12 protein-coding genes are annotated in these 13,520 nt (G+C 34.6%); 7 read left to right on the forward strand and 5 right to left on the reverse strand.

Annotated features, from left to right (window positions below; all coding sequences use genetic code 11):
• Positions 1–110: 110 nt before the first annotated feature.
• The 5 genes from EV144_RS02800 (at position 111) to EV144_RS02820 (ending at position 4,806) form a co-directional block, all read left to right on the forward strand.
• Positions 111–1,232 (forward strand): hypothetical protein, encoded by a 1,122-nt coding sequence (locus EV144_RS02800; RefSeq protein ID WP_134145966.1) that lies wholly within the window; start codon positions 111–113, stop codon positions 1,230–1,232.
• Between the two features lie 10 nt (positions 1,233–1,242).
• The gene (locus tag EV144_RS02805; RefSeq protein WP_134145968.1) at positions 1,243–2,001 is read left to right on the forward strand and encodes a porin family protein; all 759 of its coding nucleotides are present in this window, start codon (positions 1,243–1,245) and stop codon (positions 1,999–2,001) included.
• Positions 2,002–2,136: 135 nt separating this feature from the next.
• A complete protein-coding gene (locus EV144_RS02810) occupies positions 2,137–2,886 on the forward strand; it encodes an SDR family oxidoreductase (protein ID WP_134145970.1) in 750 nt (249 codons plus the stop codon).
• A gap of 57 nt (positions 2,887–2,943) precedes the next feature.
• Complete coding sequence (locus EV144_RS02815) at positions 2,944–3,816, forward strand: RNA polymerase sigma factor (protein ID WP_134145972.1); 873 nt, start codon at positions 2,944–2,946, stop codon at positions 3,814–3,816.
• 264 nt (positions 3,817–4,080) lie between these two features.
• On the forward strand, positions 4,081–4,806 hold the full coding sequence (locus EV144_RS02820) for an alpha/beta fold hydrolase (protein WP_134145974.1): 726 nt from the start codon (positions 4,081–4,083) through the stop codon (positions 4,804–4,806).
• Between the two features lie 202 nt (positions 4,807–5,008).
• Here the strand turns inward: EV144_RS02820 and EV144_RS02825 are convergent, their stop codons facing one another.
• Genes EV144_RS02825 through EV144_RS02845 form a run of 5 tightly spaced genes read right to left on the reverse strand, consistent with a single transcriptional unit; the run spans position 5,009 to position 11,587 of the window.
• Positions 5,009–5,596 (reverse strand): chemotaxis protein CheB, encoded by a 588-nt coding sequence (locus tag EV144_RS02825; RefSeq protein ID WP_134145976.1) that lies wholly within the window; start codon positions 5,594–5,596, stop codon positions 5,009–5,011.
• On the reverse strand, positions 5,578–6,387 hold the full coding sequence (locus tag EV144_RS02830) for a CheR family methyltransferase (protein WP_134145978.1): 810 nt from the start codon (positions 6,385–6,387) through the stop codon (positions 5,578–5,580). Before EV144_RS02830 ends, EV144_RS02825 begins: the two co-directional genes overlap by 19 nt.
• A gap of 7 nt (positions 6,388–6,394) precedes the next feature.
• Positions 6,395–6,760, reverse strand: a complete 366-nt coding sequence (locus EV144_RS02835; protein ID WP_134145980.1) for a response regulator — start codon at positions 6,758–6,760, stop codon at positions 6,395–6,397.
• An 18-nt stretch (positions 6,761–6,778) separates the two neighbouring features.
• Positions 6,779–10,351 carry a response regulator gene (locus EV144_RS02840; protein WP_134145982.1) on the reverse strand — a complete coding sequence of 1,191 codons (3,573 nt, stop codon included), beginning with the start codon at positions 10,349–10,351 and terminating at the stop codon, positions 6,779–6,781.
• A 27-nt stretch (positions 10,352–10,378) separates the two neighbouring features.
• Positions 10,379–11,587 (reverse strand): response regulator, encoded by a 1,209-nt coding sequence (locus EV144_RS02845; protein ID WP_134145984.1) that lies wholly within the window; start codon positions 11,585–11,587, stop codon positions 10,379–10,381.
• Between the two features lie 361 nt (positions 11,588–11,948).
• On the opposite strand from EV144_RS02845, the gene EV144_RS02850 reads away from it, so the two are divergent.
• Positions 11,949–12,806, forward strand: a complete 858-nt coding sequence (locus EV144_RS02850; protein ID WP_134145986.1) for an SDR family oxidoreductase — start codon at positions 11,949–11,951, stop codon at positions 12,804–12,806.
• 425 nt (positions 12,807–13,231) lie between these two features.
• Entirely contained in the window at positions 13,232–13,492 is a 261-nt protein-coding gene (locus EV144_RS02855; RefSeq protein ID WP_134145988.1) for a SemiSWEET family sugar transporter, read from the forward strand.
• Positions 13,493–13,520 lie beyond the last annotated feature (28 nt).

Genomic DNA, 13,520 nt, shown 5'->3' on the forward strand with positions numbered 1-13,520 from the left:
ACTGCCTGAAAAATTTAATCCTTTCTTAAAGGCCAAAATCCATACTTTTCTCTAAGCCTAATATTTTTTTTTAGATCGAAATCATTAATTAACTTTTATCAGTAAATTTTATGAGAGGTACAAAACTAATATCAGCCTTTTTGTTATTTGCGTTCTCTTCAATATCTGCGCAGGTATATACAGAAAAAATTGTAGGTCAAAAAAATAAAGAACTAAAAGATAGTCTTAAGGTTGCAGATTATCCTTACGCACTGCCGATCTGGGGGAAAAAAGTAGCTCAAAAAGGCTATAAACTTCCGTATTCTGCCGGATTATCTGTTAATTATTTTTGGCAGGATTCAGAAATTATAATCAGCGATCTGGAAGTTGGTTTTAATAATGGTCAAAAATTTAATCTGGATGAAATTGTACGTTTTGATAAATCTTCTGTAGAAGCAAGTTCAATATCTGTTCGCCCGGATATTTGGCTGCTTCCGTTTTTAAATATTTACGGCGTTTTTGGAAAAGCCAGTACATCTACTAAAATTAATGCTGGAATCTGGATTCCTGATGCAACTAATAATTGGTCAAAGATTGCTGATTTTAATACTAGCGCAAGTTTTGATGCGACTACTTTTGGTTTGGGTATGACGCCTACAATTGGTATTGGAGGCGGATGGCTGGCACTTGACATGAATATGGCCTGGACTGATATAAGTTCGCTGGACAAACCTGCCTTTTCTTTTGTTTTTGGTCCAAGGTTGGGCAAAACTTTTCAACTTCCTAAACCAGACAGAAACATTGCGGTTTGGGCTGGTGGTTTTAGAGTACATATTTCGGGAGATACAAACGGAAATATTGCTTTATCCGATATTTTTTCGCTTGAAGATGCACAGGCAAAAGTAGATAACGGTTTTGCAAAGGTTGCTGAAAATCAGGAAAAAGTAGACAATTGGTGGAATAGCTTATCTCCCGCCCAACAAAATAATCCTGCCAATATTGCGAAACATAACACCGCAGACAGAGCTTTAACAAGTGCTGGAAATTTTCTTACTACAATCGATGGTGCTTTAAGCACTGTAGATTCATCGTCAATTCAATATTCACTTCAGAAGAAACCAAAAGATTTATGGAATTTTATTGTTGGATCTCAGTTTCAGTATAATAAACATATAATGTTTAGGGTTGAATGTGGTTTTTTATCCAGCAGGACTCAGGTTCTTGGTGGTGTTCAATATCGTTTTGGACTTTAATCTTCATTATATGAAAAAGATTTTATTGCTTTTAATGCTTTTTTGCATTACTCAGGCACATTCGCAGGTTTTGATTTCTTTGATTTTTGGAGACAAACTGAATTCTCCTTTTTTGGAATTTGGTTTGGAGGGCGGTGCTAATTTTTCGAGTATTTCTAATCAGGAATCTTCGGGAACGAATGTGGGTTTTAATCTTGGTTTTTATTTTGATTTTAGAGCTAAAAAAAATCCGGCATGGATGATTCATACGGGTGTGATTGTAAAATCGCCAATGGGTGCCAATAATATTCCGGTTTATTCTCTTAATGATGATGCTCTGGATGCGACTTTTGCGGGAGGAAATGTTAACCGCGAAATACGTTATTTTAATGTTCCAATTTTAATTAAATATCAGTTTAAAAATAATATTTACGTTCAGGCTGGTCCGCAGGCCGGATTATTGGCTACGGCTTTTGATAAATTTTCTAATGAAATTGACAAGGACGATATTGTTTATAAAAAAACAATTCGGGATCAGCTTCATGTTATCGATGCCGGAATTGCAGCTGGTGTTGGTTATCATTTAAAAGTGGGTTACGGTTTAAATATAACGGTACAATATTATTATGGTTTGGTGCCTTTATTAAAAGGAGATTCTAGCCCGACACAATACAATCGTTCGCTTTATGTAACTGCCGGAATTCCGATTGGAAAAGGAAAAGCGGCCAAAAAAAGAGCAGAAAATGAAGAGGATATAAACAATATTCCGCTTCCTGAAGATGGGAAATAATTACAGTTAACCTAAGATAAAAGGTGCTGTATAAACTGCAACTCTCTAAAATAATTCAAAGACTTTTGTAACACCTTCATTTTTTGATTGTCCAAATAATAGTAACAATGATGTTGCTGTTAAATTAAAAAAACAATGGACAAATTAAAAAACAAAGTTGCCGTAATAACAGGTGGCGGCAGTGGAATTGGTTTTGCGACAGCCAAAGAATTTATCGCAAATGGTGCAACGGTGGTCATCTTTGAACGAAACAAGCAATCAATTGACAAAGCAACAGATGAGCTGGGTTCTATGAGTTATGGGATTCAGGGCGATGTAACTAATATTTCTGATTTGGAAAAATTATTCACCGAAACAAAATCAAAATTTGGTGGAATTGATGTTCTATTTGTAAACGTAGGACAAGGAAAATTGGCACCAATTGCTGAAACATCAGAAACTTTTTTTGATGATATGATGAACGTAAACCTGAAAGGTGCTTACTTTTCTTTGCAAAAAGCAATTGCACACTTAAATCCAAACGCTTCTATTATTATTACTACTTCTTGGTTGAATGAAATCGGTTTTGCCGGAAGTAGTTTGTTGAGTGCCAGCAAGGCTGCACTTCGTTCGGTTGTAAGAGTTGCTAGTGCTGAACTTGCATCGCAGGGCATTAGGGTGAATGCAGTAAGTCCGGGTCCAATAGGAACACCTTTTTGGAGCAAAATTGGATTGCCGGATGATGTGTTACAAGGTGCTGCCGAAGCAATAACCAATCAGACCGCATTAAAAAGATTTGGACAACCTGAAGAAGTGGCAAAAGCAGTATTATTCCTTGCTTCAAATGACGCATCATATATTACAGGACATGAAATAGCTGTAGATGGTGGTATAAATCAAGTTTAATCTATAAATTCACCAATTGAAAACTTCAAGGTTTGCAATTGGTTTTATCTTATTATTATGGACAATCCTTTTCAACTTAATTATACCGACCAAGGTGATACAGACTTGGTAAATTTGGCTGTAAATGGCGATAAAAAAGCATTGCAAAATCTTATTATCCGTCATCAGCTGTTTGTATATAATCTTGCGCTGAAAATGACAAAAAGCGTTGAGGATGCGGAAGATTTAACACAAGAAGTATTTATTAAAGCAATCACTGCGCTGACGAAATTTGAAGGTAAAAGCAAATTCAGAACCTGGCTGTACAGAATTGCTGTAAATCATTTTCTAAATACGAAAAAGAGTAAGGCTGAATTATCAACAACAGACTTTGAGACCTATTTTGACTCAATTGATAGTATTCCCAATCATGTAATATCAATAACGGAAGAAAATGACCTTTCAGACTCAATAGAAGAGATCAGAATTAATTGTACAGCAGGAATGCTGCTTTGTCTGGACAGGGAACAAAGGATGATTTATATCCTTGGTGAAATGTTTGACATTGACCACAGTTTAGGTTCTGAAATATTAGGAATTTCGGCAGGTAATTTTCGGATACGTTTAATGAGAGCAAGGCAGGACTTGTATAATTGGATGAACGAAAGATGCGGGTTAATAAACAAATCTAACCCGTGCAGGTGCGCAAAAAAGACAAGAGCAAATATTGAAGCAGGTTTTGTAGACCCGAACAATTTAGTATTTAACACGCGTTATAAGAAAAAAATATACGAAGTATCGGCGCATAATGCATTGCCAATTGCAAACACAATAGAGGACTTGAACAAGCATATTTTTCAACAGCACCCGTTACAAGAACCATTCACTTCTCAAAAAATAGTGGAAGAAATTTTCAATAATGATTTTATTAAAAAGATTTTGAATATCTAAGCTAGTCTCATAGTAAAAGAATCTACTAACAACGTATTGGTAATAGCAAGGCTAAGAATTACAAATTCAAAAATTGTATTTCTATTAGGCATTTGTGCAAATGCTGGGCTTACGGTTTTAAATGCTGAATATCGCCAATATGTTTTTTTTAGCAGTAAACCAAGATTGTTATTTTCCAAAAAAAAATACTAAATAAAGTGATTGTCCATTTAATAATGTACAGGGGCTAAACCTGTGCACCTAACAATTAAAAATTATTAATAAATGAATAATTCAAACAAAACATTTGTGCTTGTGCATGCAGCATGGCACGGTGCATGGTCTTTTGATAAGACCAAAAAGAAACTAGAAGAATCAGGCGCAAAAGTCATTAGTTTCGACTTGCCGGGACATGGTAAAGATAAGACTGAAATCAAAGATGTTTCGCTTGCAGCCTATGTTAAAAAAGTTAAAGATGAAATCCTGAAACTGGATGAACCTGTTGTTTTGGTGGGACACAGTCTGGCAGGGTTTGTAGTTTCGCAGGTAGCAGAAGAAATTCCACATAAAATTGAAAAGCTGGTATTCGTATCGGCTATGATTCCGTACGAGGGAAAAACTGTTTTTGACATCGTTAGTGCAGATACAGAAAGCCAGCTTTTGCAAAACTTAATTTTTGCAGAAGACAAGAGCTGGGCTACCGTAAATGAGGAAACACTTAAAAATGTGATCTATAATGGGGCTTCTGCACAACAAATAATGGAAGCAGCACCGAATTTAGTGCATCAAGCCACTCAGCCATTTTTTGAGGCAGTTGAAACCAGTGCAAATGCTTTTGGTAAAATTGACAAAACGTATATTGTTTGTGAAAACGATAGAATCCTTTCACCGGCAGCACAAAGAAATTTAATGGAACAAATTGGCATTAGTAAATCACTTTCTCTTACCACAGGACATGTGCCTAATGTTGAAAACCCTGAAGCACTGGCACTGGCAATCCTAAATTCATAACTTTTCAAAAATAAATTATTTATTATTTGAGCAAAGTCGCCAGTGAAGCCAAAAGCTATTCAAGCTTCATCATTTTTCAAAAATTAAACCTATTCATTAATTTGGATAGGTTTATTTGTGCTCTAATTTTTGAGCACTGCTGATTTTGGTTGTTTGCTTGTCTGGGTATAAGTATACGAATCGATTTATCCTTATTAGGATTTTAAATATTATTTATTCTTAGAATGAATTCCAGCAATTCTGGTATATTTAAAATATAATCGGGATTGGTATTTAAAATAGCATTATTGGGCATAAATGGCATATCTGCAGATGTCGGATTCTGAACTGCTATTGTTCCTCCTGCAGCCTGAATTGCTTTTAAACCAAGAGTTCCATCGGTATTAGAACCAGATAAAATTATTCCGACCAAAGCGCTGCCGTAAATTTCTGCTGCCGATTCAAAAGAAACGTCTATACTTGGTCTGCTGTAATTTATTTTTTCTGAGGTATCTAGCGAAAGTGTTTCGTCTTTTTCGAATAATAAATGATAATTAGACGGGGCAATATAAATAAATCCCGGTAAAAGCGGTACTTTGTCTTCTACTGGTTTTACTTCGAGCTTAGATCTTACAGCAAGAAGATCTTCAAGAGTCTGCTCATCAGAACTTTTTCTGTGTACTACGATTACAATGGCAAAAGAATTTACATGGTCAATTTCTGGCAATATCTGCATAAGTGCATTCAGACTTCCGGCCGAACCACCTATTATTACAACTTTACAGCCAGATATTAACTTATTTTCCTCCATATTTTCTCTTTCTCCAGCTGTTTGTATTTACTTGTAGATATCGAATATTTTATAGTTTCTTTTGTTCCTAATGCCAGAAAACCTAAGACAGCCAGACTATCATCAAACAAATTGATGACTCTTTTTTGCAGGTTATGATCAAAATAGATTAACACATTGCGGCATAAAATAAGATCAAACTCATTAAACGAGTTGTCTGACACCAGATTATGTTGTGAGAAAACCATTTTTTCGGCTAGATTTTCATTAAACTTTGCAAAACCGTAATTGGCTATATAATAGTTAGAAAAGTCTTCCTGACCGCCAGAATCTCTATAATTGTCTGCATAATCTTTGATCATTCGCAAAGGAAAAATTCCTTTTTTTGCGGTTTCTAAAACAGAGGCATTTACGTCTGTTGCATACAGTATTGATTTGTGCAGTAATCCGGTTTCTTTTAATAAAATTGCCATCGAATATACTTCTTCACCGGTAGAACATCCTGCATGCCAAATGCGTATAAAAGGTTTTGGGCCTAATAACGGCAAAATATCTTTTCTTAATACGCTGTAAAAAGACGGATCACGAAACATTTCTGTTACGTTGACCGTAATTTCGTCGACCATTCTTTTATAATATTCTGCGTCTGTACGAACTCTGGAAAGAAATTCTGTAAAATCTTTAAATCCATCCAAATGAAAAACCCTGTTTACGCGCCTTTTTAGTGAAGCTCTGGAGTAACTCCCAAAGTCAAAGCCATAATATTCGTAAACCTCATTTATTAGGGTTTCTAATTCGATATCTTCAATCATAATTCATTTAAATTTCACTAAGCGCCAAAAGGAGCTTATCTACATCTACTGGTTTAGAAATATATGCATCTGCCCCAGCCTCTAAACATTTTTCTTTATCACCATTCATGGCCTGTGCGGTAACCGCTATAACAAAAGTAGATTCGCGCAAGGGAAGTTCTTTTATTATAGGAATGGCATCGTAACCATCCATTTCCGGCATCATCATATCAATTAAAATAGCATCTATATGAACATCTGTACTTAATAATTTTATAGCTTCTTCGGCACTTAAACAAGACATACATTCAAAAGAACGGGCGCGTAAAGTGTTTTCTAAAGCAAAAATATTCCTAGAGTCATCATCTATTATCAAAAGTCGTTTTTTATCCATTAGCATAAACTTTAAAAATTAGATTTTATCATACAACCAAACTCGTAATAAAGACAATAACTGGTCTACATCAACAGGTTTTGTAATATAATCTGAAGCTCCTGCTCTTATACATTTTTCCCTGTCTCCTGTCATTGCTTTTGCTGTAACAGCAATTACTGCTAAGTTAAGGAATTTTGGGTTACTTCTTATCTTTTCGGCTGTTTCATAACCGTCCATATTTGGCATCATCATGTCTAATAAAACAACATCTGTATCTGGATTTTCCTCCAGAATTTTGATTGCTTCTTTTCCGTCAAAAGCAGTTATTACAGTCATTTTAAAGACTTCCAAAGCTTTTGTAAGCGAATAAATATTTCGCACATCATCATCTACAATCAAAACTTTTTTATCCAGTAAAATATTATTTAAAGAATTTAGTTTTTTCTGGCTCTCTTTTTTAGACCCGCCTTCTTTTTTATCTTCGACTAAATGCAGGAAAAGTGAAACTTCATCGAGCATTCGCTGATAAGAATGTGCCGTTTTTACAATAATAGAATCAGCATATTTCTTGATTTTAAGTTCTTCTTTTATAGACAAACTTTTTCCGGTAAATACAATTACAGGCAGATTTTCTAAACCTGGATTTTTCTTAACTCCTTCAAGGATTTCGTATGCCTGCTTGTCCGGAACTCCCATATCCAGAATTACGCAGTCAACTTCTTTTTTGCTTAAGGCAGATAAACCATCAGAAACTTCGCTTTTTATCTCCGAATTGATGTTGTAAGTTTCTAAGAAATAAGCCAAAGCTTTAGCATGTTTTGGATTGTCTTCTATAATCAGTACTTTTTGCGATTCTTTGTTTACAATATGTTCTATACGCTTAAAGACATCTGGAATTCTATCAAACGCAACGGGTTTGTCTAAGAAATCTACGGCGCCTTTTAATAAACTTTCTTGTTTTAGTTTATGCGAAGACATGATGTGTACGGAAATATGTTTGGTTTGAGAATTATTTTTTAATTCTTCCAGAACCTGCCAGCCGTTTTTAATTGGAAGTTCAATATCCAGTAAAATTCCAACCGGTTTATAGATTAAGGCAAAATTTAAAGCATAATCGCCTCTTACGGCAACAATTCCTTTATATCCTTTTTTCTGTGTAAACGTTAAAAGTGATTTTGCAAAGTTAATGTCGTCTTCAATAATCAAAATTACTTTATCACCTTCCTGAATAGAATGTCTGTCGTCTTCTATTTCTTCTGGAATTGTAACGCTTAAATATTTATTTCCTGCTGTTGTTTCTTTTACTTCTTCTTTGTCCTCGATTACTTCTGCATGCGGAATTTTATCTACAGAAATTCTATTAATCGCGTATCCTAAAACGGGAACACACAAAGTAAAAGTACTTCCTTCGTTTTCTTTACTGTGCAGGATAATTTCTCCTCTAAGCAATCTTGCCAATTCCCTGCTGATAGACAATCCTAAACCAGTACCGCCGTATTTACGTTTTGTAGATCCGTCTGCTTGTTGGAAAGCTTCAAAAATAAGCGGCTGTTTTGCCAGCGGAATTCCAATACCGCTGTCTTTTACAATAAAAAAAATAATTTTATCGTCGTCTGTACTAACTTTAATTTCCAGACTTACAGTTCCTTTTTCGGTAAATTTAATAGCGTTTGAAATTAAATTTTTAAGGATCTGCTCTAAACGCATTTTGTCTGTTTTAATGACAATTGGCGCGTCTTTTGCAATAATTTCAAAATTAATATTCTTCTCTTTTGCCAGTTGGTTAAACAAATTCCAAAGGTTATCTGTAATTTCTTTAGTTGAAACATCAAGGAATTCAAGATCCATTTTTCCGGCTTCAATTTTAGATAAATCCAGAATTTCATCAATTAAACCTAATAAACTATTTCCTGAACTCTGAATAACTTTAGCAAATTCAATTTCCTCATTATTCATGTTTTTATTATTGTTTTCAGATAATAATCTGCTCAATAATAAAATCGAATTCAGCGGTGTTCTTAATTCGTGCGACATATTCGCCAAAAACTCTGATTTATAACGTGTTGTTATTTCCAAAGCTTCTGATTTTTTCTGAATTTCTGTATTTTTTTCTTCTAATAAAACACTGCGCTCAGACAATTCTTCATTCGTTTGTTCCAATTCTTCTTGTTGTACACGCAATTCTTCCTCAGAAGCTTGTAGTTTTTCTGTCTGCGCTTCCAATTCTGCATTAATCGCCTCTAATTCTGTGTGTTGTTCCTGAAGTTCTTCAGATTGTGCTTTGGTTTCTTCTAATAATTCCATCACACGTCTTCTGTTTTGAGTCGATTTTATGGCAACTCCAATGTTATTCGCAATCAGGTTTAAAAACTCCAATTGCAAATCAGAAAAACCATAAATACTGGCAAGTTCAACAGCGCCTTCCACTTTATAATCAATCAGCGGAATCGCAACAATATGTGTTGGTTTTACTTGTCCTAAAGCATAATTAATTTGAATATCGTCTGGTGTTAATGTTTTTAATTCCAACATTTTTCCAGACGTAATCGCTTGTCCAATTAATCCTTCGCCTTTCTTGATTCGCTCACGGCTTTTACTCGGAATATAGCTGTATCCGCCGGAAACCGCCAGTTCTTCTCCATCTAAAACATACAAAACCCCCGCGCTGCTGTTGGTATATTGACATAAAAATTCGATAACATCTTTAGATAATTTATCGATTGATTTATCGCCCAGCATTTTCTCATTTAAATTGGCAACACCAGTCTGCATCCATTGTTTTTGCGATAATAATTCGAAAGAATCTTTAAGAGAATCTCTCATATTATGCAACGAACTTCCTAAAGCGCCCAGCGTATCTGATTTTTTATCATCGATCTGAACGTCATAATTTCCGTTAGAAATATTACTTGCAATACCACTGATAACTTCGATTCTTTCTGCGGTTTCTATTTCATTTTTTTCTAATTGTTCCTGTAGTAAAGTGCGCGCGTTATGGTCTCTTAAGATTCTCGAGAAAAATACTAACGAAATAATAAAGGCAATAAAAAAGGCCACTACAATTAAAACAAAACTATAATTTCCGTAACGTTCAGAATTACCAATTCGTTCTTTTAGAAGTCCTTGTTCTGTATTTTCAATACTTTTAAACTTCACACGAAGTTCATCCATCATTTTTTTGCCTTCTTCAAGATCAAAATTAACAACAGTTCTTCCTAATTCTTTTTTAACGATTTGATTGTGGAGGTATTTAAAAAAGATTTCGCGCAGCGGCTTTAATTCCTGCAGTTTTTTTTGCTGTGAAGGATTATCAACCGTTAATTCCTCTAATTTTTCAAAATATATTTTCGAAACTTTTTCTGCATCGTAATGTTCTTCCAAAAAATCTTTATTTCCAGTAATCAAATAACCTCGCATACTGGTTTGTGCATCAGTCATTACAGACGAAGCCTCGTTTAAATTATAAATAACTTCTTGCGTATGGTTTACCCAGGAATTACTTTCGAGCAGACTTTTTATACTTAAAAAAGAGGCAGTAGAACTAATCATTAAAATCAGCATGGAAACTGATGAGCTGACTAATAAATTTCTTTTAAAATTGTTCTTCATTTTTGAAATTAAAAATTGGTTATGATTTTATATGGAAGGAAGGATTATAATAAAATTTGCGCCCTCGCCTATTTTACTTTTAGCCGTAATTAATCCGTTATGTTTCTCGATTATTTTTTTGGCGATAGCCAAACCAATTCCGGTGCCTTCGTAACTCTGACGGTCGTTTAGACTTTGGAAAATAACAAAAATCCTGTCGAGGTAAATTTCGTCAAAACCAATTCCGTTGTCTTTTACCATAATTCTGCAAAATTTTCCGTCTGGCGAAATTGGACTGTCAAACGACTTTTCTGCAATAAGTTCTGAAGTAATTTCGATAACAGGCTGTTCTGTATTACCGGAAAATTTGAGCGCGTTTCCGATCAAATTCTGAAAAACCTGACGCATCTGGCTCGGAATACTGCTTACGGTAGGAAGGTCATTGGTTATTATAGTGGCATTTTTACGCTCAATTAGATAATCAAAATCAGAAAGCACTTCCTGCAAAACAATGTTTAAGTCTGTTGTTTCGGGCTCAACCTGAGAAGAAAGTCTTGAATAAGCCAATAAATCGGTAATCAAAGTCTGCATTCTTACGGCAGATTTGATTGTTCTGTCAACATAATCAATTCCTTTTTCGTCGTCTTTTAAATAAAGATCTTTGATGATTTTAATGAAGATTTGAATCTTACGGATCGGTTCGTTCAAATCGTGTGAAACTACCCAGGAAAACTGCTGTAATTCGTGATTTCTAAGTTCCAGTTCTTCGTTTTTCTGAACCAGTTCTTTTGTTCGCGCAGCAATTTTGATTTCGAGATTATCCTGCGCTTCTTTTCTAATTTTTATTTCTTTAGAAAGAAGATCTTTGGTTGCTTTTAATTCTCTTTGCTGTTCGTATATTTTTATGAATGTTTTGACTTTAAGAATCAGCAGGTCGCTGTCTACGGGCTTTGTAATGTATTCTACTGCGCCGGTTTCATATCCTTTAAAAATGTATTTTTTCTCGATATTAAGTGCCGAAAGAAAAATAACCGGAATGTCTTTTGTTCTCTTATTGCCCGAAAGAATTTTTACCACCTCAAAACCGTCCAGTCCAGGCATCTGAACATCCATGATAATAAGACAGTATTCTGTTTTTAAAATCTTCTTTAAGGCTTCTTCACCAGATTCAGCAGTATCTACATCAATATTATGTATTTCTAATGTCTTCTTTAAGGCAATAATATTTGCCCGAATGTCATCTACAATTAATACCATGCTGTTGGGAGGCTAAAATCGGTTATGAGTTAAAATTTGATCTTTTTTTAAAATAAATATGAAAAAATATTCTCTTTTTTAAAATTGATTAGGTTTTAAAAAATCGCGTGCGATCTCAAATTTATAAAAAAAACGTATCATGTCTTTTTCATCAAAATCAAAAATAGTTTCAAAATTCCCATATTTGATTCTATCATGCTTATACTAAGTGCTCACAATCTTATAGATTTTTCTTATTTTTTCGTGTTTTGAGCATTATGAAAGAAATTTCTTTAAACATTTATTGAGATACTTTTAATTTTTATCCGGTTATCTTTTTTTTAGACTCCTTTTTAACTTAGATAGTCTAAAATTATTTACGATGGATACTAAAAAGAAACCCAAAACATTTCCTGAACAAAAACAAAAACTGCCGGGAAATGAACATCAAATGAATCCAGAACCTGAAATTATCCGCCAAAACTATGTTGGAAGCGGAAAACTTTTAGGAAAAGTGGCTTTTATAACGGGCGGTGACAGCGGTATCGGCCGAAGTGTGGCCGTACATTTTGCCCGCGAAGGCGCCGATATTGCGATTGTTTATCTAAAAGAAGATAAAGATGCGCTTGAAACGAAAGCGATGATTGAGAAAGAAGGACAACAATGCCTTATTATAAGCGGTGACTTAACAGACGAGAAATTTTGTAAAGCTGCGGTTAAAAAATGCCATACACAATTTAAAAAAATAAACATTATAGTGAATAATGCTGCGGTACAATTTCCGCAGAAAGAGCTGGAAAAAATAACAACAGCCCAACTTCACAAAACGTTTGAGACAAATATTTATCCTTATTTTTATGTTACAAAAGCGGCGCTGCCTTTTCTTCAGGAAGGCGATACGATCATTAATACGAGTTCGGTTACAGCTTATCGAGGCAGTGAACACTTAGTTGATTATTCGAGTACAAAAGGTGCTATTGTCAGTTTTACCAGATCGTTATCTACCATGCTGGCAAAAAAACAAATACGCGTAAACGGTGTCGCTCCTGGCCCAATCTGGACGCCTCTAATCGTAGCAAGTTTTGATAAAGTTTCTGATTTCGGAAAAGACAACCCTATGGGAAGAGCCGGACAACCGTCTGAAGTTGCGCCTGCTTATGTTTTTCTAGCCTCTCAAGATAGTACTTATATTACTGGACAATTTATTCATGTGAATGGTGGAGAATTGGTTAATGGGTGATTTTTAGTTTTGAGTTTTGAGTTTTGAGTTTTGAGTTTGAAAACTTGAAACTTATTACCTCAAATTGATCGACTTGATAATATACTTTTAATACATCATAAATATACTCAAAGTATTGTCATTTCGAGCGGAGTCGAGAAATTGCGCTAGATTTTCAAGTATTGTGGTTACGAGTGCGATTTCTCGACTCCGCTCGAATGACAAGATTGTGTGATAAAAATATACTTTTAATTTAATTAAATATACTTAAAGTACTGTCATTTCGACTGAAAGGAGAAATCACACTCGTAACCACAATGCTTGAAAATCTAGCGCAATTTCTCGACTCCGCTCGAAATGACAAGATTGGGAAAAACCTGAAACTCCCCAAACTAAAAACCTTTGAACCTTTGAACCTCTGAACCTCTGAACCTTAAAAAGAAAAAATGAACTACATAGACATTATCGGACTTTTTGCTGGTGCTTGTGTAACAATATCAGTGATTCCGCAGATTTTGAAAGTATGGAGAACTAAAAAAGTAAAAGAAATTTCGCTTAAAATGTTCAGCATCTTAACTTTTGGTCTTGCGGTTTGGGTTGTTTATGGTATTCTCAAAAAAGATGCGCCTATTATTATTACGAATAGTGTTTCGCTTTTTTTGAATTTGATTATGGTTTATTTTATTATTTATTATGAGAAAGAGTGAGTACAAGGTGCTAAGGTGCTAAGCTACT

It is taken from the genome of Flavobacterium sp. 270 (assembly GCF_004368785.1).
Taxonomy (GTDB): domain Bacteria; phylum Bacteroidota; class Bacteroidia; order Flavobacteriales; family Flavobacteriaceae; genus Flavobacterium.